20 protein-coding genes are annotated in these 22,778 nt (G+C 68.9%); 13 read left to right on the top strand and 7 right to left on the bottom strand.

The window, feature by feature from the left end; genetic code table 11:
- Window positions 1–25: 25 nt before the first annotated feature.
- The gene (locus AC1DKV_RS21875; protein ID WP_477137994.1) at window positions 26–484 is read right to left on the bottom strand and encodes a CopD family protein; all 459 of its coding nucleotides are present in this window, start codon (window positions 482–484) and stop codon (window positions 26–28) included.
- A gap of 288 nt (window positions 485–772) precedes the next feature.
- Here AC1DKV_RS21875 and AC1DKV_RS21880 point away from each other — a divergent pair, with 288 nt between their 5' ends.
- Window positions 773–2,746 carry a sensor domain-containing diguanylate cyclase gene (locus AC1DKV_RS21880; RefSeq protein ID WP_477137995.1) on the top strand — a complete coding sequence of 658 codons (1,974 nt, stop codon included), beginning with the start codon at window positions 773–775 and terminating at the stop codon, window positions 2,744–2,746.
- A 92-nt stretch (window positions 2,747–2,838) separates the two neighbouring features.
- Window positions 2,839–3,300 (top strand): GNAT family N-acetyltransferase, encoded by a 462-nt coding sequence (locus AC1DKV_RS21885; RefSeq protein WP_441622420.1) that lies wholly within the window; start codon window positions 2,839–2,841, stop codon window positions 3,298–3,300.
- 40 nt (window positions 3,301–3,340) lie between these two features.
- Here AC1DKV_RS21885 and AC1DKV_RS21890 read toward each other — a convergent pair whose 3' ends face one another.
- The 4 genes from AC1DKV_RS21890 to AC1DKV_RS21905 are packed head-to-tail and all read right to left on the bottom strand — an operon-like array spanning window position 3,341 to window position 8,224.
- A complete protein-coding gene (locus tag AC1DKV_RS21890) occupies window positions 3,341–4,321 on the bottom strand; it encodes a Bug family tripartite tricarboxylate transporter substrate binding protein (RefSeq protein WP_477137996.1) in 981 nt (326 codons plus the stop codon).
- 55 nt (window positions 4,322–4,376) lie between these two features.
- The gene (locus AC1DKV_RS21895) at window positions 4,377–5,177 is read right to left on the bottom strand and encodes a GntR family transcriptional regulator (RefSeq protein ID WP_477137997.1); all 801 of its coding nucleotides are present in this window, start codon (window positions 5,175–5,177) and stop codon (window positions 4,377–4,379) included.
- Complete coding sequence (locus AC1DKV_RS21900; RefSeq protein ID WP_441643416.1) at window positions 5,174–6,979, bottom strand: acyclic terpene utilization AtuA family protein; 1,806 nt, start codon at window positions 6,977–6,979, stop codon at window positions 5,174–5,176. Before AC1DKV_RS21900 ends, AC1DKV_RS21895 begins: the two co-directional genes overlap by 4 nt.
- 27 nt (window positions 6,980–7,006) lie before the next feature.
- Window positions 7,007–8,224, bottom strand: a complete 1,218-nt coding sequence (locus tag AC1DKV_RS21905) for a CaiB/BaiF CoA transferase family protein (RefSeq protein WP_477137998.1) — start codon at window positions 8,222–8,224, stop codon at window positions 7,007–7,009.
- A 689-nt stretch (window positions 8,225–8,913) separates the two neighbouring features.
- Between AC1DKV_RS21905 and AC1DKV_RS21910 the strand changes: the two genes are divergently transcribed.
- Together AC1DKV_RS21910 and AC1DKV_RS21915 are read left to right on the top strand one after the other, a co-directional pair.
- Window positions 8,914–9,339 (top strand): hypothetical protein, encoded by a 426-nt coding sequence (locus AC1DKV_RS21910; RefSeq protein ID WP_441622430.1) that lies wholly within the window; start codon window positions 8,914–8,916, stop codon window positions 9,337–9,339.
- A gap of 241 nt (window positions 9,340–9,580) precedes the next feature.
- Window positions 9,581–10,654: an alpha/beta fold hydrolase gene (locus tag AC1DKV_RS21915; protein ID WP_441622432.1), complete on the top strand. Its 1,074-nt coding sequence runs from the start codon at window positions 9,581–9,583 to the stop codon at window positions 10,652–10,654.
- A 260-nt stretch (window positions 10,655–10,914) separates the two neighbouring features.
- Here the strand turns inward: AC1DKV_RS21915 and AC1DKV_RS21920 are convergent, their stop codons facing one another.
- Window positions 10,915–11,610: a GntR family transcriptional regulator gene (locus AC1DKV_RS21920; protein ID WP_441622434.1), complete on the bottom strand. Its 696-nt coding sequence runs from the start codon at window positions 11,608–11,610 to the stop codon at window positions 10,915–10,917.
- A gap of 270 nt (window positions 11,611–11,880) precedes the next feature.
- Here AC1DKV_RS21920 and araD point away from each other — a divergent pair, with 270 nt between their 5' ends.
- From araD to AC1DKV_RS21955, 7 genes are all read left to right on the top strand, one after another.
- On the top strand, window positions 11,881–13,620 hold the full coding sequence (gene araD, locus AC1DKV_RS21925) for an L-arabinonate dehydratase (protein ID WP_477137999.1): 1,740 nt from the start codon (window positions 11,881–11,883) through the stop codon (window positions 13,618–13,620).
- 9 nt (window positions 13,621–13,629) lie between these two features.
- On the top strand, window positions 13,630–14,358 hold the full coding sequence (locus AC1DKV_RS21930; RefSeq protein WP_477138000.1) for a ribonuclease activity regulator RraA: 729 nt from the start codon (window positions 13,630–13,632) through the stop codon (window positions 14,356–14,358).
- A gap of 91 nt (window positions 14,359–14,449) precedes the next feature.
- Complete coding sequence (locus tag AC1DKV_RS21935; RefSeq protein ID WP_477138001.1) at window positions 14,450–15,457, top strand: Bug family tripartite tricarboxylate transporter substrate binding protein; 1,008 nt, start codon at window positions 14,450–14,452, stop codon at window positions 15,455–15,457.
- A 181-nt stretch (window positions 15,458–15,638) separates the two neighbouring features.
- Entirely contained in the window at window positions 15,639–16,625 is a 987-nt protein-coding gene (locus tag AC1DKV_RS21940) for a tripartite tricarboxylate transporter substrate binding protein (protein WP_477138002.1), read from the top strand.
- 87 nt (window positions 16,626–16,712) lie between these two features.
- Window positions 16,713–17,708 carry a Bug family tripartite tricarboxylate transporter substrate binding protein gene (locus AC1DKV_RS21945; protein ID WP_477138003.1) on the top strand — a complete coding sequence of 332 codons (996 nt, stop codon included), beginning with the start codon at window positions 16,713–16,715 and terminating at the stop codon, window positions 17,706–17,708.
- Between the two features lie 63 nt (window positions 17,709–17,771).
- On the top strand, window positions 17,772–18,710 hold the full coding sequence (locus tag AC1DKV_RS21950) for a 2-hydroxyacid dehydrogenase (protein ID WP_441622446.1): 939 nt from the start codon (window positions 17,772–17,774) through the stop codon (window positions 18,708–18,710).
- 238 nt (window positions 18,711–18,948) lie between these two features.
- Window positions 18,949–19,083, top strand: a complete 135-nt coding sequence (locus AC1DKV_RS21955) for a hypothetical protein (RefSeq protein WP_441622448.1) — start codon at window positions 18,949–18,951, stop codon at window positions 19,081–19,083.
- Window positions 19,084–19,119: 36 nt separating this feature from the next.
- On the opposite strand, the gene AC1DKV_RS21960 is transcribed toward AC1DKV_RS21955, so the two are convergent.
- Window positions 19,120–19,812, bottom strand: a complete 693-nt coding sequence (locus tag AC1DKV_RS21960) for a GntR family transcriptional regulator (RefSeq protein ID WP_441622450.1) — start codon at window positions 19,810–19,812, stop codon at window positions 19,120–19,122.
- 285 nt (window positions 19,813–20,097) lie between these two features.
- Between AC1DKV_RS21960 and AC1DKV_RS21965 the strand changes: the two genes are divergently transcribed.
- Together AC1DKV_RS21965 and AC1DKV_RS21970 are read left to right on the top strand one after the other, a co-directional pair.
- Window positions 20,098–21,522: an amidase gene (locus AC1DKV_RS21965; RefSeq protein ID WP_477138004.1), complete on the top strand. Its 1,425-nt coding sequence runs from the start codon at window positions 20,098–20,100 to the stop codon at window positions 21,520–21,522.
- A gap of 71 nt (window positions 21,523–21,593) precedes the next feature.
- Entirely contained in the window at window positions 21,594–22,595 is a 1,002-nt protein-coding gene (locus tag AC1DKV_RS21970) for a Bug family tripartite tricarboxylate transporter substrate binding protein (RefSeq protein ID WP_477138005.1), read from the top strand.
- The last annotated feature ends 183 nt before the right edge of the window (window positions 22,596–22,778 follow it).

The raw sequence follows: 22,778 nt of genomic DNA on the forward strand, positions 1-22,778 counted from the left end.
TCTAATGCAGGATCTAACGCAAGATCTAGCGCAGGATCTGGCCGAGGGTCGCCACGGCGATGGTGAACACGCCGAGCAGGAGGTTCAGCCCGACCGCCTGCCGGATACGCCCGAGCGCGGCGCCCGCGGATGGCCAGTCCTGCGCGTCCACGGCCCGCCGCAGCGCGCCGTAGGGGCCGGCGAACACGTAGACKAAGATCAGGATCATGAGCAGGCCCGTGCCAAGCATGAGATGCCAGTGGACCGGCGCGGCGGCAAACCCGACCCGCGCGATCATGACCGCGCCGCTGCAGGCAATGACGATGACGGCCACCCACACCCACGCCAGGAAGCGGGCGAACACGCCGCGCCACAGGCGCAGCCGCTGCGGCGGCTCCAGGCTGCCCGCCGCCGGACGCAGGCAGACATAGGCGAAGAACATGCCGCCCACCCACAGGGTGGCGCCGGCAATGTGCAGAAAACGTAGCACGGGATCGAGGTTCATGGATGACGGCTCTCCGCCGAAGCGCGGCGCAAGGAATGTATGGACAAGAAAAAACTGTTGGAAGAATGCCGCATTCTAGCCCTGCACTCCACACATGGGAGCCGGCCGCGTCACCGCGAGCGCCTGATGCGTCACGCATACCCTGCCGCGAGGCTGCGGCAAGCCCGGTCCGTAGCCCTGCTTCTGCTAACCTGTGAACCGGGTCAGTCGCCCGCGGCGGAGGACGGGCAGCCGGGCTGAGCCAAGCCTGGCAGCAGGACTAATCCGCACACGAAGAATAAGATAACCATGCGGCACTCTTTAAAATATCGGGTGGCCATCGCGACCGCGGTCGTGGTGACGCTTATCGTCCTGGCGCGCGCGCTCTTTGCGCAGTACTACGCCTTCCAGGGTCTCAAGGCACTGCGCCAGGCGCAGCAGGAGACGCTGGTCAAGTTGGTCGCCGAACAGCTCGACGAAAAGTTCGAGATGCGCGCCACGGCCCTGCGCCGCCTGGCACACCAGCTCCAGCCCATGCTCGGCGAGCCGCCCGCCACCATGAAGCGCTTCGCCGCCGACGCCGTGGCCATGCCGCAGATGTTCAATGCCGTGTTCCTCGCCTGGCCCGACGGCGACATGGCATTCAGTACCGCCGTGCCCGACGGGCAGCGCATCCACCTGGCCGACCGCGACTACTTCCGCGACGTCGCCCACGGTGCGGAATTTGCCATGTCCGACCTGCTGCGCGGCAGGCTGAGCGACTCTCCCGGCGTGGTGCTGGCCGTGCCGCTGCGCGCGCCCGACGGCAAGCTGCTGGCCGTGGTGGGCGGCGCGCTGAACTTCTCGGAAAGCAATTTCCTCGACCAGATCGCCCATAGCCGGGTCGGGCTCACCGGCAGCTATTGCCTGGTTTCCTCCGGCGGCAACCCGCGCTACGCCATGCATGCCGAGCCATGGAAGGTCATGACGCCGGCCAAGGCGCTGGGCGAGAGCTGCGGGCTCGAAGTGCCGCAGACCGACTGGGAACCCCTGCATCCCACCCAGCCTGTGGTGGCGCGCTACCTGCTCGAGGCCAACGGCTGGGAGGTCGTGTCCGTGCTGCCGGCCAGCGAAGCCTATGCGCCCTTGATCGAGGCGCGCCACAAGACCATCGTGAGCGCCGGCTTCTCGCTGGTGCTGGCGGCGCTGCTGATGTGGCTGGTGATACGCCGGCTGCTGGCGCCGCTGGAGCTGCTGCATCGCGTGGTGGGCGAAGTGCCAAAGGATCCGGCCGCGCTGGCCGCGCTGCCCACCGGGCGCAACGATGAGATCGGCGAGCTGGCCACCACCTTCGGCACGGTGATGCAGCAGCTGTCCGAGCGCGAGGCGGCGCTCAGCGCCGCCAAGGACCGCGCCGCCGAGAGCGAGAAGCGCATCGAGGCCATCGCCAACCACGTGCCGGACTTTGTCTCGTTCATCGACACGCAAGAGCGCTATGTCTTCGTCAACGAGGCCTACGCGCAGCGCTTCGACCTGCCCGTGCGGCAGATCGTCGGCCTGACCGTGCGGGAGCTGTGGGGCACGCCCGCGTACCTGGCATCGCAGCCCTACCTGGCGCAGGCTTACCTTGGGGCGTCGATCACCTTCAGCCTCGAAGGCCAGGAAGGCGCGGAGTGCATGGAAGTCACCTACCAGCCCGCGTGGAACGACGCGCGCGACACCGTGCAGGGCCTGTACATGTTCGCCCGCAACGTGACCACCGAACGCCAGAAGATCCGCAGCCTGGAAGCGCAGACCCTGACCGACCACCTGACGCGCCTGCTCAACCGCAAGGGCTTCGACCGGCGCCTGGCCGAGACCATGGCGTGCGCCGGCAACAGCGGCCTCAACGCAGCCCTGCTGCTGGTGGACGTGGACGACTTCAAGACCATCAATGACAGCTACGGCCACGCGGTGGGCGACCAGTTGCTGGCGGCCTTCGGCGAGCGCCTGTCAGCCTGCGTGCGCGCGGGCGACGGCGTGGCGCGCATCGGCKGCGACGAGTTCGGCATCGTGCTGGACGACGCCGCCAGCACGGCGAGCCTGGAGCGCATTGCCCAGGCCATCGTGCATGCCGCCCAGCGCCCGCATTTCATCGAAGGCCATACCATCGTGGCGACGGCCAGCGTCGGCATCGCCGTGCACCGCCCCGACGACGGCCAGACCGCCAACGAACTCTTCATGCGCGCCGACATGGCGCTGTACGAAGCCAAGCGCGCGGGCAAGGCCCGCTACACGCCGCCGGTATCGAACACGGCTGCCTGAGCTGGCCGCCCGAGCCGGCGGCTGGCGCTGGCCGCCCGATGTGTGTGTTGTCGTACCCGCCCGCCCACCACCCCACCCATGAGGATGACACCGTGACCGACCCGATCCTGATCCGCCCCGCCAGCCCGGAAGACTACCCGGCCTGGAAGGTGCTCTGGGATGGCTACAACGCCTTCTACGGYCGCAAGGGGCCGACCGCGCTGCCGGAAGACATCACCCGCATGACGTGGTCGCGCTTCTTCGATGCCTACGAGCCGATGCACGCGCTGGTGGCCGAACGCGGCGGGCAACTGCTGGGCCTGGTGCACTTCCTGTATCACCGCAGCACCATCCAGATCGGACCGAGCTGCTACCTGCAGGACCTGTTCACCGCCGATGCCGCGCGCGGCACCGGCGTGGGCCGCGCGCTGATCGAGGCCGTCTACCAGCGCGCCGCGGCGGCGGGAGCGAAGCGGGTCTACTGGCAGACGCACGAGACCAACGAGACGGCCATGCGGCTCTATGACAAGGTGGCGGAGAAATCGGGCTTCGTGGTGTATCGCAAGCAGTTCTGAGGCGGCGCCGAGGCGACGCTCGCMGGCCGGGCAGCGGTGCTCACTCCGGCTCGATCCCCGCCGCCTTGATCACCTTCGCCCATTTCGCGGTTTCGCTGCGCACGAAGGCAGCCAGTTCGTCCGGCGACGACGGCGCGGGTTCGCCGCCCGTGCGKCCGAAGTAGTCGGCCGCCCTGGGATCCGCCAGGCCCTTGCGCACCAGCTGGTTCATGCGCTCCACCACGGCCCTGGGCGTGGCGGCGGGAAAGAATGCCGCCGACCAGGCCACCATCTCGTAGCCGGGCAGGCCGCTCTCGGCCATGGTGGGCACGTCCTTGAGCACCGGATGCCGCTGCGCGGTGGTGACCGCGACRGCGCGCAGCTTGCCGCCCTGGATCAGCGTCATGGCGGGCGACACGTCCGAGATCATGAAATCCACCTGATGCCCCATGAKGTCGGTCAGCGCCGCCGGCACGCCCTTGTACGGCACGTGAAGCGCCTGCACGCCGGCCATCATCTTGTACAACTCGCTGGCGATGCGCGTGGACGAGCTGCCGCTGGCGAAGGTGAGCTTGCCGGGCTTCTCCCTGGCCAGCGCCGTCAGGTCGGCCACGCTATGCACCGGGCTGTCGGGCGGCACCACCAGGACCAGCCCGCTGCGGGCGATCAGCGAGACCGGCGCGAAGTCCTTGACAGGGTCGTAGGGCAGCTTCCTGAACAGCGACGCATTGGCCGCATGCGTGGTGTTGGTGGTGACCAGCATGGTGTAGCCGTCGCCGGGCGCGCCGGCCACGGCCTGCGCGGCGATGAAGCCGTTGGCGCCGGGCCGGTTGTCCACCACCACCGTCTTGCCGGTCTGGCCGGTGACGGCCTCGGCCACGTAGCGCGCGCTGCTGTCGGTGCCGCTGCCCGCCGGGAACGGCACGATCACGCGCACGGGCCTGGCGGGGTAGTCGGTGGCCGCCTGCGCTGGCGCGGCGCCCAGCATGAACAGCGGCAGCAGCAGGCCGGCAAGCCTGCGCGAAGGGTACGGCTTGTTCATCTTGTCTCCTTGCGTGCCTTTTCGGCATCTGTCGGATTTGCGGGTCGCGCCCGCGTCAGCTGCGGCTGTCGGGTACGGCCAGCGCCGGATAGCGTTCGGTGAGCTGCGCCGGGAATTCCACGTCGAGGATGAAGCGGTCGCCGCGATACCAGAAGCAGCCGGCGGTGAGCACGTTGCCGTCGGTGTCKAGCGTGGTGCGCACGATCTTGGCGATGGGCGCGGCAAAGCCGTAGGCCAGCTCGCGGGCCAGCGCGTAGTCGGCCGGTTCCACCGTCATGGTCTGGTGCATCATGCCCAGGCGCTCGCCCACGGCCTCGCGCAGCAGGCGCGCGATCTTGCGGTGCTTCTCGGCGCCGCGCGGAAACTGGTTGAAGACCGCGGCAGCCACGTACAACTCGATCAGGCAGAACGGTTCGCCATCATGCAGATGCAGCTTGCGCAGCAGCACATACTGGTCCAGCGGCGTGCCGCGCGTGGGCAGGCCGGCCGGCAGGCGCACGTCCTTGCGCTTTTCCAGGATGCGGATTTCGAGGTCGCTGCCGCCGACCAGCTCGTCGTTGATCACCKAGCGCATGCCGGCGCTGGGGCCCGGCGGCAGGCCCGTGACGTGCGTGCCGCGCCCGCGCTGGCTGCTGACCAGGCCTTCTTCCGCCAGCACGGCGAAGGCCTGCCGCACCGTGACGCGCGCAATGCCATAGGCCTGTGCGAGCTGCTCCACGGTGGGCAGGCGATGTCCCAGCGGCCACTCGCCTGACACGATGCGATGGCGCAGCACGCTGGCCAGCTGGCGATAGCGTGCCACGCCGCCGCCGTCCTCGGGCAGCTGCGCTGAAGGCGTTTGCGCGGCACGGTTCACGACAACAAGCCTCGCGGCACGCGCACCGGCATGCCCAGCAGGATCTGCGCCATGCCCTTGCCGAGCGGATCGTTGCGCAGCGAGGCCATGCCGCCGCCATCGAGGGCCTCTTCGCAGACCAGGTTGATGGCGTGGATGCCGGGCAGGTCGTGGCGCGTGACCGGTCCTTTCACCAGGTGCCCCAGCCATTGCGCGACGCGCTCGGTGGTGGCGCCCGCGCGCAACCACGGCAGATACTCCGGGCGGCGCGCCATCAGGCCGATATTGGAGATATCGCCTTTGTCGCCGCTGCGGCCATAGGCCAGGCGGATCAGCGGCACTTCCTCGAAATCACCGCCGGGCGGCAGCGCATCGGGCAGGGCAACCTGCGCGGGCCGCCCGCCTTCGGCGGACGACGCGGCTGGCATGGCCACCGGCTTGCGCTCGCCATCGATCAGCACGGTGGGCGATAGCCGGGTCTTGTCGAGCAGGAAGGCGTACTGCCGGATCGAGGGCGAAGGGCTGGGCCGGCCGCCGCCCGAGCCGGTGGTGCCGGGCGACCAGCTGGTGCCGGCCGCGGAGATCTCGCGCGCGAACAGTTCCAGCGCGGCTTTCTCGGGATGCATCACGGCCAGGCGCATGATGGCCTCGCGCGTGTGGCGTGTCTGCGCGTGCGGGCCGTAGCACGATTCCGCGCCGAGCACTTCGATATGCGTGCGGCTGTAGTCGCCCAGGCCATGCCCGGCGAACAGCGTGCGCGTGCGCGCGAGGATGGCCTGCGCGGTGCGCTCTGCCTTGGCCACCGCGTCGAATCCGACGATGGAGAGCTGCGCATTGCAGCGAAAGCCGTCGACATAGGTTGCCGATACCTTGTACTGGCCGCCGGGCGCGCGGCCGCGCGCGCCGTTGACCTCGACCAGGTCCGGGCCGGCCTGCGCCAGTGTCACGGCGGTGAAATCGCAGGTCACGTCKGGCAGCAGGTAGGCGGCGGGATCGCCGATTTCGTAGAGGATCTGCTCGCCCACGGTGGCGGTGCTGACCAGCCCGCCGGTGCCCGGCGGCTTGCCCACCAGGAAGCTGCCGTCGGCGCGGCACGCCACTACCGGGTGGCCGATATTGGGCCAGTCCGGCACGCTTTCCCAGTCGGTATGCAGCCCGCCGGTGGCCTGGCAGCCGCACTCGATGATGTGCCCGGCCAGGCTGCCCTGCGCCAGCCGGTCGTAGTCGCCGGCCCCCCAGCCGAATTCGTGCATCAGCACGCCGAGCGTGACCGCGCTGTCCACGCAGCGGCCGGTGATGACGATCTGCGCGCCCTCGTCGAGCGCCTGGCGGATCGGCAGCGCGCCGAGATAGGCGTTGGCGCTCACCAGCTTGTCCGGCAGCGGCAGGCCCTTTTGCATGTCTGTCACGCCGGCCTCGCGCAGCGCGGGCAGCAGCGGCATGACATCGTCGCCTTCCACCACGGCAATGCGCACGTCGATGCCCTGCTCCGCGGCGATGGCGGCCAGCGCCTGCGCGCAGCCTTGCGGATTGATGCCGCCGGCATTGCTGACCACGCGGATCTTGCGCTCGGCGATCTCCCTGAGCAGGCTTTTCATCGTCACCGCGACGAAGTCGGTGGCGTAGCCCAGTTCCGGCTTGCGCAGGCGCGCCGCCGCCAGCACCGACATGGTCAGCTCCGCCAGGTAGTCGAACACCAGGTAGTCGATATCGCCGTGGCGCACCAGTTGCGGGGCGCCCACGCTGCTGTCGCCCCAGAAGCCGGAAGCGCCGCCAATGCGAACGGTGCGGGCGGCTTGCTCAGCCGTGGTCTTTGCATTCATCTTTGCCTGTCTCCTTTTTATGCTCGCTCAAGCCTTCGCGGGCTCGCCCGTGCTGCCGGCTGCCATCATGCGATCGATGTCGGTGTCGTGGTAGCCCGCCTCGCGCAGCACTTCGCGGCTGTGCTCGCCCAGCGCGGGTGCATGGCGCCGGCTGGTGGGCGGCGTGCCAGACCATTCGCTCGGCACCGCCATCTCGCGGATGCGGCCGACGCCGGGATGCTCGGTCTCGCGGAAGAAGCCGATATCGCCGAGGTGCGGATCGTCGAGCAACGTCTCGAAGGTATGCATKGGAAAGACCGGGATATCKGCTTCCCTGAGCAGCACGCGCCATTCCTCGGTGGTGCGCCTGGCCATCTCGTCGCTGACCATGGCGTACAGCTCGGTGATATGGGCGGTGCGCGTGGTGATGCTGGCAAAGCGCGGATCGGTGTCGAACAGGTCMGCGCGCCCGATGGCCTTGAGGAAGGTGCGCCAGTGATGGTCGTGATAGATCAGGCAGCAGACGTGGCCGTCGCGCGTCTTGTACGGCCGGCGCTCCGGCGAGAGCAGGCGCGGGTAGCCGAAGCCGCCGCGCGCCGGCACGAAGGTCTCGCCGTAGAGGTGGTCGCCCAGTACATAGGGCACCATGGTCTCGAACATCGGCACGTCCACGCGCTGGCCGCGGCCGGTGCGCGCCTGCGCGTACAGCGCGGCGCAGATCACGCCGAAGGCGTACAGCCCCACCGAGCGGTCGGCGATGGTGATGGGCAGGTAGCGCGGGATGTCGCCGCTGCCCATCGCCACGGCCTGCGGCAGCCCGCTGGCTGCCTGGATCAGGTCGTCGAAGGCGGCCTGCGGCGCGTAGCGCCCGCGCTGCGAGAAGCCGAACATGCCGACATAGACCAGACGCGGGTTCAGCGCGGCCAGCGTCTCGTAGTCCAGCCCCAGCCGCTGCATGGCCTGCGGCCTGACGTTGTAGGCCAGCACGTCGGCATCCTTGACCAGGCGCAGCAAGGCCTCGCGTCCCTCGGCGCGCTTGAGGTCCAGCACCACGCTGCGCTTGTTGCGGTTCAGGCCCAGGTAGAGCGGTCCCATCTTCTCGTCGCCGCAGGGACCGATGCCGCGCGTGACATCGCCTTCCGGGGACTCCACCTTGATCACGTMGGCGCCCAGGTCGCCCAGCATCTGGGTGGCCGAAGGGCCCATGAACACGGCGGTGATATCCACCACCTTGACGCCGGACAGCGCGCCAGCCGTCATCTCCATTGTCTCGCTCCGTATATTTGTTTAGTTCTATAAATAGAACTATAGGGCAATACGCAGCCGCGACACAAGGGCAAGAATGCACCCTCACCGGCGCGCGCCGGCAGCGGCGGACATCGTCGCGGGCGCGGGCGCGATACCTTGACAAGCCTGCCTGGCCTGTGCCTCCAGCCCATTTTTTTGGGCCGCGTTATCCACAATTACTGTGGATAACAGCACCTCCGGAACCTGCAAACCCGCTTGCCGCCGCCAAAGCGCTCGGACTGCCTAATGTTTCAGCAAGTTGAAGGTTTCATGGCATATCCGAGACATTCCAGGCTGGCCGCKGACGACTCCMGCCCCGCGGCGGGACTGATGTCCCGGCCCCGGGACGGCCGATGCCCGCCAACCGGGACACTGGCCTCATGGCTGCGGCGCGGGCGGCGCCCGACAATACGTCCTCGCCATCAAGGCCACCGCACCGCCGGGCAGGCCGCGGACACCAGGACTCGAGACATCAAGGCATCAAGAACCACAAGGCATTCAGCTAAGCGCTGCAAGCCCCGCCAGGGATGGGATGGCGGCTGGTCAGGCTGGCGCTGGTAGCCACCGCACGGCAAGGGCATCCCGTGCGGCGCCGGCTTTGACCAGATTGCCCGCAGAGGCTCTGCCTGACCCGCATCGCCGGGCGGCAACCCCAGTTGGAGAACGAGATGCACCAGATTTTTTCCAAGACCCTGCTCACCGCTTCCGCGCTGGCATCTACCGTGCTCTGCACGGCCCTTGCACGCGCCGAGGCGCGTGTACCCGCACCCACCGCCATTGCCGCGCCCGCCCACACCGGCCAACGCGACGCCTTCGTCGACGGCGCGCGTACGGGGCACCCCGAGGCCATACCTCTGGCCGCGCTGGGTCGCCAGGGCCTGTCGGCATGCATATCGCGCAAGTTCGATTCCTACCAGGACGGCCTGCGCTCAACACCGCGCGACCCCTATGCGGACGGTGGCCGCATGGGGCAGCGGGATGCCTTCACGGACGGCGCCCGCGGCTCCCAGGCCGATCCGTACTCGAGTGGCGCCGAGTGCGTCTCGGCCCTGCAGCACGGGGGCGGCGCAAGCCACGATGAACGCGCGGCATAGCACCGCGCGACAAGACGGAGCGCGCCACCAGCGCGCTTCGCCATAAATGCCAGCCGTCCCTGCGCGCTGGCGGGCGTGCCGCGCGCTTTTTGCGCGCGTGGCACGCCACCGTCACCTGACCCTCGCCGCGCGCCTTTCGCGGCGGTGTTCCTTTGCTAATCTACATGCAGCACGCGGCGTCACCCGCGCGACGGCCCAGCCATGGCCGGCCGCGCCGTCAACCCATGCCCGCGTGAATGCCATGCCCACGCGCAAGCAACAGATCCACCTATGCACGAGCCAGGATGGCGTGCGGCTGGCTTACGCCATCAGCGGCCAGGGCCCGCCGCTGGTGAAGGCCGCAAACTGGATGAGCCACCTGGAGTTCGACGTGGAGAGCCCGGTGTGGAGCCACCTGCTCAATGAGCTGTCGCTTTCGCACACCCTGGTGCGCTACGACGAGCGCGGCTGCGGCCTGTCGGACCGCGATGTCGAACTCTCCTTCGAGGCCTGGCTGCGCGACCTGGAGACCATCGTCGACGCGACCGGCGTGGACCGCTTTCCGCTGCTGGGTATTTCGCAAGGCGCATCGATCGCCGTGGCCTACGCGGTGGCGCACAGCGAGCGTGTCAGCCACCTGATCCTGCACGGCGGCTACGCGCGCGGCAGGCTCAAGCGCAGCCCCGACCCGCGCCTGCGCGAAGAGGCCGAGCTGATGAACCGCCTGGCCGAGATCGGCTGGGGCCAGGAGAACCCGGCCTTCCGCCAGTTCTTCACCACGCAGTTCATTCCCGGCGGCACTGCCGAGCAGCACCGGTGGTTCAACGAACTGGAGCGCGTCTCCACCTCTCCCGCCAACGCGGCGCGCTTCATGCGCATCTTCAACGACATCGATGTGGTCTCGCTGCTGCCGCAGGTCACCTGCCCGACGCTGGTGCTGCATGCCGTGCGCGATGCGCGCGTGCCCTTCGACGAAGGCCGCCTGATCGCCAGCATGATTCCCGGCGCGCACTTCGTGCCGCTGGAGAGCGACAACCACCTGCTGCTGGAGACCGAGCCGGCGTGGCTGCGCTGGCTGGACGAAGTCCATGCCTTCCTGCCCCCCACGCACGCCGGCGCCGACGGCGTCTTCCCGGTGCTCACGCGGCGCGAGCGCGACATCGTCGAGCTGATCGCGCAAGGCCGTGACAACGCCCAGATCGCCGCCCGCCTGGGCCTGAGCGAGAAAACCGTGCGCAATCACATCACCAGCGTCTTCTCCAAGCTCGAAGTGGAAAACCGCGGGCAGGCCATCGTGCTGGCGCGCACGGCGGGCTTCGGCAACCTGAGCGCTTAGCAGCCCGCTGCCGCGGATTCCCKGCACGGCTCTCATCAATGTTGATGATGACCGGCGCGCCGTGCATTGGGCCGYCGGCAGACCCGCCTGGTGCGGCTCCCGGAGCCGTTCCGCACGCCCGCCTGAGACGCGCCGCTCAGGGCCATATGCGAGCAGGCAGCGGACGCAGGGATAGACGCCCGTCTCCACGCGCGCCGCCATCCACGCGTGCAAGCGCGGGGTGCGGGCGTACGGAGATGCGAAGCGGCCCGCAAGCGGACCTACTGCAGGTAGTCCTCGAAGCGCGCGCGGATCTCGTCGAGATTGGCCAGCGTGCCGGAGAGATGGCGGCGCAGGCAGTCCTGCGCCTGGCCGGCATCGCCCCGCGCGATGGCATCGACGATGGCGGTATGGTCCGCCACCACGGCCTTGGCCTTGCCGGGAATCGGCAGATGCAGGCGGCGCAGGCGGTCCAGGTGGCCGCTCTGCCGGCGCACCAGCAGCCACAGGTCGGGTACCTGCGCGGCGTCGTACATCAGGCGGTGGAAAGCCTGGTCGAACTGGGAGAATTCGGCATAGTCTTCGGCGGCCAGCAGCGCCTGCTGGCGCGCCACCATCAGGCGCAGGCGCTCGACCAGCGCCGGGTCCGGCGCCTCGGCCAGCGTGCGCACGATCTCCACCTCCACCGAGCGGCGCAGGAAATGCGCCTGCTGGGCCAGCGCGATGCTGATGGGGCTGACCACGGTGGCGTGCTGCGGGAAGATATCGACCAGGCCCTCTTCGCTCAGGCGCATGAGGGCGTCGCGCACCGGCGTCTGGCTGATGCCGTACTGCGCGGCGAGATCGGTGCGCGACAGCACGGTGCCGGGCGTCAGCGTCATCGAGATGATCAGGTCCCGCATGTGCTCGAACACCTGCGGCGCGGCATGGCGCGTGCGGTCGAACTGGAACTGGATTTGCGGGGCGGTGGCTTCCATCGGGGTAGCGGCGATCTTTCTCCGGCGGCGGTATGCGTCTCCGGAATATCAGGTTTGGCGAAAAGCGGGGCCGCAGCGCGGCGCACTGTGGTGCACTTATGGTTCATGCGGCCACGTACACCGGCGGCGAGGCGCCCTGCCCCGCATTCTAGTGGAAACTTTCCTGGTTTGACACACTAATATATTAGTGCTTTAATTGGCTCCATCGATATCAGATGTCATACCTCCACTCCGGGTGGAGGCCCCATAACAACATCCGTGGAAGAGACAATGACGTCACGAAAGAAGACGCCCGAGACTTTGCGCAGCGCGCGCTGGTTCGCTCCTGACGACCTGCGTTCCTCCGGCCACCGCTCCCGCATCATGCAGATGGGCTACTCGCCCGACGAGTGGCTGGACCGCCCGATCATCGCGATCATCAACACGTGGTCCGACATCAACCCCTGCCACTCGCACTTCAAGCAGCGCGTTGACGACGTCAAGCGCGGCATCCTGCAGGCCGGCGGCTTCCCCATCGAGCTGCCCGCCATYTCSYTGTCCGAAAGCTCGGTCAAGCCGACCACCATGCTCTACCGCAACATGCTGGCGATGGAGACCGAGGAGCTGATCCGCTCCCACCCCATCGACGGCGCCGTGCTGATGGGCGGCTGCGACAAGACCACGCCGGGCCTGCTGATGGGCGCGTCCAGCGCCGGCGTGCCGGCCATCTACGTGCCCGCAGGCCCGATGCTGCGCGGCAACTACAAGGGCAACGTGCTGGGCTCCGGCTCGGACGCCTGGAAATACTGGGACGAGCGCCGCGCCGGCAATATCAGCAAGACCGAATGGATCGGCATCGAGGGCGGCATCGCCCGTAGCCACGGCACCTGCATKACGATGGGCACGGCCAGCACCATGACCGCCATCGCCGAGACCATCGGCATGACGCTGCCGGGCGCCTCGTCGATTCCCGCCGCCGACGCCAACCATATCCGCATGTGTTCCGAGGCCGGCCGCCGCATCGTCGACATGGTGTGGGAAGACCTGACCCCGCAGCAGATCCAGACGCGCGCCTCGTTCGAGAACGCCATCGCGGTGGCCATGGCGATGGGCTGCTCCACCAACGCCATCATCCACGTGATCGCCATGGCGCGCCGCGCCGGTTGCGAGATCGGCCTGGAAGACTTCGACGCGGCCAGCCGGCGCGTGCCGGTGATCGCCAATATCCGGCCCAGCGGCGACAAGTACCTGATGGAGGATTTCTTCTACGCCGGCGGCCTGCCCGCGCTGATGAACCGCATCAGCGACAAGCTGGACCTGAGCGCGCTGACCGTCACCGGGCGCACGCTGGGCGAGAACATCGCCGGCGCCGAGGTCTACAACGACGACGTCATCCGTACGCCGGAGAACGCGCTGTACCAGGAAGGCGCGCTGGCCGTGCTCAAGGGCAATATCGCGCCGGACGGCTGCGTCATCAAGCCCAGCGCCTGCGAGCCACGCTTCTTCAAGCACACCGGCCCGGCGCTGGTGTTCGACGACTACCCGTCGATGAAGGAAGCGGTGGAGCGCGACGATCTCGACGTCACCGCCGACCACATCCTGATCCTGCGCAACGCCGGCCCGCAGGGCGGCCCGGGCATGCCGGAATKGGGCATGCTRCCGATCCCCAAGAAGCTGGTCAAGCAAGGCGTGCGCGACATGCTGCGCATGTCCGACGCGCGCATGAGCGGCACCAGCTACGGCGCCTGCATCCTGCACGTCTCGCCCGAATCGTATGTCGGCGGCCCGTTCGCGCTGGTGCGCACCGGCGACATGATCTCCGTGGACATCGACCGCCGCAGCATTCACCTGGAGGTGTCCGACGAAGAACTGGCGCGCCGCCGCGCCGAGTGGACGCCGCCGCCACCGCGTTTCGAGCGCGGCTATGGCTGGATGTTCTCCAAGCATGTCCGCCAGGCCAACGACGGCTGCGACTTCGACTTCCTGCAAACCGACTTCGGCGCGCCCACCGGCGAGCCCAGCATCTACTGACCTGACGCCATGACCCAAGCCAACCCGCTCAGCCAGCAAACCCGCGACCTGCTCAAGACCGTCAGCACCGCGACCCTGTGCACCGCCCTGTTCAAGCGCGGCCTGCGCAACCAGTTCATCCAGGACGTGCATCCGCTCAACCCGGAAGGCGCCAACATGGTMGGMGAGGCCTTCACGCTGCGCTACATCCCGGCGCGCGAAGACCTCAACCAGATCACGGTGTTCCAGGATCCGGCCCATCCGCAGCGCCAGGCCGTCGAGCAATGCCCGCCGGACGCCGTGCTGGTGATCGACAGCCGCAAGGACGCGCGTGCGGCCTCGGCCGGCTCGATCCTGATCACGCGCCTGATGCGGCGCGGCGCGGCCGGCGTGGTGACCGACKGCGGCTTCCGCGACTCGCCGGAAATCGCTCGCATGGCCATGCCCGCGTACCACCACCGCCCGTCCGCGCCGACCAACCTCACGCTGCACCAGGCCATCGAGATCAACGGCCCGATCGGCTGCGGCGACGTGGCCGTGTTCCCCGGCGACGTGATGGTGGGCGATGCGGAGGGCGTGATCGTGATCCCGCGCCACCTGGCCGACGAGATCGCGGCCGAGGCCGTGGAGATGACCGCGTTCGAAGACTTCGTCACCGAGGAAGTCGACAAGGGCCGCTCCATCATCGGCCTCTATCCGCCGACGCAGGAGCAAAGCCGGCTGGACTTCGCCGCCTGGCGCGAGGCGAACGGCCGCTAGGACTTCCACGGCCGCGCACACAAGCGCGGACAAACGCAAGAGACCGCCGCCCCGCACACGCCGGGGCAAGGCGGCCAACGACGGAGACACGATGAATCACAGCAAGCGAAGCGCATTGCGCCGCGCCGGCGCCGCCTGCGCGCTGGCCACCCTGGGCACGCTCGGCGCATTCGGCGGCGCCGCGCAAGCGCAGGACAAATGGCCCTCGCGCCCGATCACCTGGGTCGTGCCGTTCGCCGCGGGCGGCTCGACCGATATCGTCGCGCGCACCATCGGCCAGGAAATCTCCAAGGCGCTGGGCCAGCCGGTGGTGGTGGAAAACCGCCCCGGCGCGGCCGGCGCGGTGGGTGCGGGCTATGTGGCGCGCGCCAAGCCCGACGGCTACACGCTGTTCGGCGGCACCATCAGCACGCACGCCATCAACCCCAGCCTCTACAAGAACCTCTCCTACGATCCGGTCAAGGATTTCGAGCCAATCAGCCTGATCGCCTACGTACCCAACGTACTGATGGTCGACGCCAAGCTGCCGGTGAAGAACGTGCAGGAGCTGATCGCCTACGCCAGGAAGCAACCCGGCAAKCTCAGCTTTGCCTCGTCCGGCGCGGGCACCTCCACGCACCTGGCCGGGGAACTGTTCTCCGAGCTGATCAAGGTGCCGATGACCCATGTGCCGTACAAGGGCAGCCCGCAGGCGATCCAGGACGTGGCCTCGGGCCTGGTGCCCTTCCTGTTCGACCAGCTCACCGCGGGCGACGCCATGATCAAGGCCGGCCGCCTGCGCGCACTGGCCGTGACTTCGCCGAAGCGCTCGGCGCTGGCGCCCGGTGTGCCGACCATGGCCGAAGCCGGCGTGCCTGGCTTCGAGATGGTGTCATGGCAGGCGCTCTACGCTCCGCACGGCACCCCCAAGGACATCGTGCAGCGGCTGAATGCCGAAGTCGTGCGTGCCCTGAAGCAGCCGGCCGTGCAGCAACGGATGACGCAGCAGCTCGGCATGGAAGTGGTGGGCAGCAGCCCGGCCGAGCTGGCCACGTTCATGAGCAAGGAAATCCCGCGCTGGGCCGAGCTGGTGAAGAAATCGGGCGCGACGGCGGACTGATACGGCGGCACGGCGCAGCGGCACCGCTGGCTTGCTTCCCGCTCCCGCGCCTGGGAGGGGGGCCGGGGAGAGGGCTTGGGCTTGGGCTTGCACGAGCCCAAGCCCTCTGTCCACCGCAAAGGAAACAACGCAGTCACCGCAACACCACCATACAAGCCACAAAAACACGGCAGGAGACACTATGCAGCATCACCCCCACCMCATCCTCCGCACACTTGCGGGCGCCGTCGCGGCAGTGGCGCTGACGGCCGCCGCGCACGCCGCCGAGACCAGTTTCCCGACCAAGTCCATCACCATCGTCGTGCCCGCCTCGCCCGGCGGCGCCATCGACCTGGTGGCGCGCCTGGTGGGCCAGAAGATGACCGAGGACTGGGGTCAGCCGGTGGTGGTGGACAACCGGCCCGGCGCCACCGGCATCATCGGCACCGACCTCGTCGCCAAGGCCCCGCCCGATGGCTACATGCTGGCGCTGGTGGCCAGCAGCCACGCCATCAATCCCAGCATGGTGAAGAAGCTGCCGTTCGACACGCTCAAGAGCTTCKAGCCGGTGGCGCTGACCCACGTGGTGCCGCTGATGCTGGTGGTGTCGCCCTCGCTGCCGCCGAAGACGGTCAGGGAACTGATCGCCTATGGCAAGGCCAATCCGGGCAAGCTGTCGTTCGCGTCGAGCGGCTCGGGCGGCGCGCCGCATTTCTCCGGCGAGCTGTTCAAGAGCATGGCTGGCATCKACATGATCCACATCCCCTACAAGGGCAGCACGCTGGCGCATCCGGACCTGACCAGCSGGCGCGTGTCGCTGATGTTCGATACCGTGGCCGCGATCGGCCCGCAGGTGAAGGCCGGCAAGGTGCGCCCGCTCGCGGTGACCACCGCCAGGCGCTCGTCGATCGCGCCGCAGGTGCCGACCATGGCCGAAGCCGGCCTGCCCGGCTACGAGACCAGCACCTGGGGCGGCGTGCTCGCCCCGGCCGGCACGCCAAAGGCGGTGATCGACAAGCTCAACGCCGAGATCAACAAGGCCCTGGCCGCGCCCGACCTGCGCGAGCGCCTGCAGCACGCAGGCATCGAGCCGGCCGGCGGCACGCCCGCGCAGTTCGGCAGCTTCGTGCAGGTGGAAATGGGCAAGTGGGCCAAGGTGGCCAAGGATGCCGGCATCCAGCCCGAGTAAGGACCAGCCCGGCCTTCACGCAACCAGCGACTGGTTGTCAGACCGGTTGTCAGACCGGTTGTCAGCAAGCATAGACGGAGAGACAAGATGCGCCCCTTCACACCCCCCTCGCTGCGCCGCCGCGCGCTGCTGATCGCCCTGGCCGCGAGCGCCTGCGTGCCCGCCGCGCAGGCCCAGCCTGGCGCTGCCTGGCCGACCAAGCCCGTCACCATCATCCTGCCCTTCGCCCCGGGTGGCGGCACCGACGTGGGCACGCGCCTGGTGGCGCTGCGGCTGTCGCAACTGTGGGGCCAGCCGGTGCTGGTGKACAACCGCCCCGGCGCGGCCGGCAACGTCGGGCTGGAGCTGGTGTCGCGGGCCAGGCCGGATGGCTACACGCTGGTGGCCGGCAATGTCGGCACGCAGTCGATCAACCCCACGCTCTACAAGAAACTGAGCTACGATCCCGGCGCGCTGGTGCCGGTCAGCCTGATGGCCGAGCTGCCGTTTGCCATCGTGGTCACGCCCAAGCTGCCCGCCAAGACGCCCAAGGAACTGGTGGCACTGGCCAAGGCGCAGCCCGGCAAGCTCACCTACGCCAGCTCGGGCAGCGGCGGCTCGCCGCATTTGTCGGCCGAGATCTTCAAGATCGCCACCGGCACTGATATGCTGCACGTGCCTTACAAGGGCGGCGGCGCGGCCATGAGCGACCTGATGGCGGGCAATGTCGACATGCTGTTCGCCTCCATCCTGGAGACCGCCGGCCATGTGAAATCTGGCAAGCTGCGTGCGCTGGCGGTGACCAGCAAGGTGCGCTCGCCCGCCATGCCGGACGTGCCCACGCTGGCCGAGACCGGCATCAGCGGGGCCGAATCGGGATCTTGGGTCGGGCTGCTGGCACCGGCCGGCACGCCCGCCGAGGTCGTCGACAAGATCGCCGCCGGCGTGAAGCAGGTGGTGGCCATGCCCGCGGTGCGCGAGCAACTGATCGCCCAGGGCGCCATCCCCGTGGGCAGCACGCCGGCGCAGTTCGCCGAGCTGATCGCCACCGACCGCAAGCGCTACGCCAGGATCATCCTGKACAACAAGCTCAGCGCAGACTGAACATATCGACACCACGGTGGCGCCAACCCATCAAACCCGATCAACGACAAGGGATCTCTCTTCATGAAACAACGCCTCCTCCAGCACGGCCGCCTGCCGGCCGCGCTCGAAGCCAGCCTGGCCGAGCACTACGACGTCCACCCGTTCTGGGCCGAGACCGATCCCGCGGCATTCCTGGCCGCCCGCGGCGGCGAGTTCACCGCCATGACCACGCGCGCGGCGATCGGCGCCGACGACGCCATGATGGCCGCCATGCCGGCGCTCAAGGTCATCTCCAGCTTTGGCGTGGGGCTCGACAAGATCGACCTGGACGCTGCCCGCAAGCGCGGCATCGCCGTCGGCTATACGCCGGACGTGCTCAACGACTGCGTGGCCGACACCGCCTTCGGCCTGCTGATGGACGTGGCGCGCGGCTTCAGCGCGGCAGACCGCTTCGTGCGGCGCGGCGAATGGCCCAAGGCCCAGTTCCCGCTGACCACCCGCGTGAGCGGCAAGCGCATGGGCATCATCGGCATGGGGCGCATCGGCCGCGTGATCGCGCGGCGCGGGCTGGGCTTCGACATGGAGGTGAGCTACCACAGCCGCCGCCCGGCGGGCGACGTGCCTTATCGCCACGAGCCGTCGCTGGCGGCGCTGGCCGAGTGGGCGGACTTCCTCGTCATCGCCACCGCCGGTGGCCCGGAAACCCGCCACCTGGTGTCGGCCAGCGTGCTCGAGGCGCTCGGCCCGCAGGGCTTCCTGATCAATATCGCGCGCGGCACCGTGGTCGACGAAGCGGCGCTGGTGGATGCGCTGGTGAACAAGCGCATCGCCGGGGCGGGGCTGGACGTGTTCGAGAACGAGCCGCAGGTCCCCCAGGCGCTGTTCGCGCTGGACAACGTCGTGCTGCTGCCGCATATCGCGAGCGGCACGAATGAAACCCGCATTGCCATGGCCAACCTGGTGTTCGAGAACCTGCAGCGCTTCTTCGCCACCGGCGCCGTGCAGCAGAGCGCAATCTGAAGCCGGGTTGCCGGCCTCGGGGCGGCGGCCGGTCCTTGCGGAGCGCCGCCCCTGCCGGCTCACACCGCCGACACGAAGATTTACGGTTTTAGCCGCATTTTTCCCCCGAACGGGTCAGAAAATCGCACGATCTGACCCGTATCCCCCACTGCCGAGTGGTATCCAGGCATGTGCGCCCCTACGCATACTTGTCGCTCACCAGAAGAAACAGAACAACGGCGAGTGGAGAGGGTCAACCATGGAAGCAATCACCTTTGCTGCATATATCCTGGCGTTCCTGCTGGCAGTGCTGATCGGGGCGAGAAGCGTCAGCCGTCATCACCCGGCCTTGCGCCAGGATACCCCGCCGACGCTGGAAGGCCAGCAGCCCTGAGCGCTCTCTCCCGCCAGGGGCCCGGCAACGCAGCCGTCAGGACCCCGTCGCCGCGCTTTCGTCCGTGGCGGACCGTGCCAGCACCTTGAGCCGCGCCATCGAGTTACGGATGTGCAGCCTGGCCAGATACTCCGCCTGGTCGCCGTCCGCGCTCTCGATGGCGGCCACGATCTGCTCGTGTTCCCCGATGGCGGCCAGCGCGCGGTCCTGCGCGAACACGATCCTGGGCGCGAACACCTGCGATGTCATATGCACGATGGGCACCTGCCGCGCCAGGTACTCGTTCGATGCCAGGCCGATGATCGCGGTGTGGAACTCCACGTTGGCAGCCGTATAGACCTCGGGCTGCCATGGCGCGAGGCTGCCCCGCTGCGTGCCGATGATGGCGCGCAAGGGCGCGCCGGCCAGCTTGCCCGCGCGGGCGGCCGCCAGCCGCGCGGCCAGGCCGTCGATGACCTCCCGCAAGGCGTAGGCATCCATCAGCTGCCGGAAGTCCGCGCTGACCACGGTGACGCCGCGCGCGGTCTCGGCGCTGACCAGGCCTTCGCGCTCCAGCATGCGCAGGGCCTCGCGCAGCGGCGTGCGGCTGATCTTGAGGTCTTCGGAAATCTCCACCTGGCGCAGCGCCTTGCCGGGCGGATAGACGCCCCGGTAGATCCGCTGGCGCAGCACCTGTGCCACCTCTTCCACCAGGCGCGTGCGCCCCTGCCATTCGAACGTTTCTGCCATTTGCCTCTCTGAGCGCCGCGGCGCAGTGAAACTCCGGAGTTTGTCGGCGCGGTTTACAAGCGCATGACACACGTCTACTATAGCTGCAAAGAATGGATTCTGGATCCAAAAACCAATGGCGCGATTGACGCCCGATTGACGCCCGATTGACGCCCGATTGACGCCCGATTGACGCCCGATTGACGCCCGATTGATGCCGCGATTAATGGCGCGACCGTCACACCGCGGCCGCGCCATGGCGGTGCCTTCGATCCGCTCCGAGACATTATCTGGAGACGCCCGCCGATGAGCGATGCGCTTTGCTTCTTGTCCGCCACCGAACTCCAAGGCCGCATCGCGCGCAAGGAGATCTCCCCGGTAGAACTCGTGCAAGCGGTGCTGGAACGGGCGGCGCGCCTGCAGCCCGAACTGAACTGCTTTATCACGCTGTGCGCCGACCAGGCCATGGACGCGGCCCGCGCGGCCGAGCAGGCGGTCATGGCCGGCAAGCCGCTGGGCCTGCTGCACGGCATCCCCTTCACGGCCAAGGACCTGGTCAACACGCGAGGCGTGCGCACCACCTTCGGCGTGGCGCCCTACCGCGACAACATCCCCGACACCGACGCCGTCGCGGTGGCGCGCCTGCGCGAGCAAGGCGCCATCCTGATCGGCAAGACCACCACGCCCGAGTTCGGCTCGAAATGCCTGACCGACTCGCCGCTGTTCGGCCGCACCCGCAACGCCTGGAGCGCCGCGCGCACCAGCGGCGGCTCCAGCGGCGGCGCGGCGGTGGCGGTGGCCAGCGGCATCGCCCCGCTGGCGGTGGCCACCGACGGCGGCGGCTCCACGCGCATTCCCGCGGCGTGCAACGGCGTGGTCGGCATCAAGCAGAGCAACGGCGTGATTCCGCACAGCCAGGCCCAGGACCTGTTTGGCAACCAGACCTATGTCACCCCGACCACGCGCACGGTGGCCGACACCGGCCTGATGATGCAGGCCATGGCCGGCGAGCATGCCTGCGATCCGTGGTCCATCGGCGTGCCCAAGCCCGACTACGCGGGCGCGGCGCAGGCGCAGGGCGACCTRCGCGGCAAGCGCATCCTCTACTGCCTGGCGCCGCCGGGACGGCCGGTAGCGGCCGAAGTGGCGCGCGCGTTCGAGGCCAGCCTGGCGAAGCTGGCCGGCCTGGGCGCGGAACTGGAGGCGTTCTCCGGCGAAGGCTTCGACGTGGAACCGATCTGGYGGGCCATCAACCATACGGTCTGGCGCGCGCGCTTCGCCGCCATCGCCGCCGAGCACGGCGAGCAGCTCAGCGCCACCTTCCTCAGGCAAGTGGCATCGGCCGCGCAGGTCAGCGGCGTGGAGTACCAGCAGGCCATGTTCGACCGCTCGCAGCTGTTCCAGCGCGTGCAGGCCCTGCTGGCGCGCGGCGATTTCCTCGCCATGCCCACGCTCACGCGCACCGCGCTGCCCATCGGGCAGGACCTGTTCGGCACCATCGACATCGACGGCCAGGCCTATGAGAACGTGCGCGCGCACTGGTTCCCGTGGACCATGCCGTTCAACATGACCGGCCACCCCGCCATCAGCCTGCACTGCGGCTTTGGCAGCGACGGCCTGCCGATCGGCTTCCAGCTGGTCGGGCAGTTCCGCGGCGATGCCGGGCTGTTGCGCGCCGCCGCGCTGTTCGAATCCGCGCACGGCCTGCTCGGCCAGTGGCCGCAGGCATGACCGCGCGCCGGCCCGCCGCCGGCGCCAGCCGTACCCTTCCCCCCTCCCGAATGACACAACCCGCCCGCGCCATGATCCAAGCCTCCCGCCGCAAACTCGTGCTCCACACCCTGGCGCTGTCGGCCTGCGCCGTTGCCGTGCTGGCCCTGCCCCGCCCGGCGTCCGCGGCGGATTCGGGCGAGCCGATGCGCATCATCGTCGGCTATGCGCCCGGCGGCGCGGCCGACAGCCTGGCCCGGCTCTATGCCGAGCAATTGCGCCRGGACGGGCACGGCACCGTGATCGTGGAGAACCGTCCCGGCGCCTCCGCGCGGCTGGCGCTGGATTACGTCAAGCGCGCCAAGCCCGACGGCAAGACGGTGTTCATCGGTCCGTCGCCGCTGTTCACCATCTTCCCGCTCACGTACAAGAAGCTCGGCTACGACGCCGACAAGGACCTCGTCCCCGCCGCCGTGCTGACCGACGTGCCCACCGTGGTGGCGGCCGGCGCGCAGCAGCCGTACAAGAACATGAAGGAGTACGTGGAATGGGCGCGCCGCAACCCGGGCGGCGCCAGCCTTGGCCTGGCCACCATCGGCAGCGCCGGCCACCTCGGCACCGTGGCGCTGGGCAAGGCCACCGGGATTGCCATCACGCCGGCGGCTTACCGCGGCGCGTCGCCGATGCTGGTGGACGTGATCAGCGGCAATGTGTCGATCGGCTGGGATGCGGTGGCCAGCATGATGCCGCTGTACAAGGGCGGCAAGCTGCAGTTCCTGGGCGTGAGCGGCACGCGCCGCGCCAAGGCGCTGCCGGAAGTGCCCACCATGAAGGAGCAGGGCTTCAGCCAGTACGAGTACGCCACCAGCTGGTACGGCGCCTTCCTGCCGGCCGGCACGCAGCCGGACGTGGTGGCCAGGGTGGAGAAGATGTTCATCGCCGCCTCGGGCAATGCCGCCACCGCCGCCAAGCTCGAAGCGCTGGGGCTGGAAGTGGCGCCCAAGTCCGGGCAGGAAGCGCGCCACCGCATCCAGATCGAGCGCGCCGCGTGGAAGCCCATCGTGGAAGCCACGGGGTTCGTGGCCGAGGACTGAGCGCGGCCTGAGCCTGCGCTGTTTCCGCGCAGGCTCCAGATCACGTGCTGGATGTGCGCGAGCGCGACCTGGACCGGCGGGAGATCGCCGCGCAGGATGCGATGGGCTGCGCGTATTGCGGCCGGCGCGGCCGGCGCGGCCGGCGCGCACGCCGGGGCGTCGGCGCGAAGCCACACCGCCGCG

It is taken from the genome of Cupriavidus sp. 05T41, assembly GCF_056396525.1.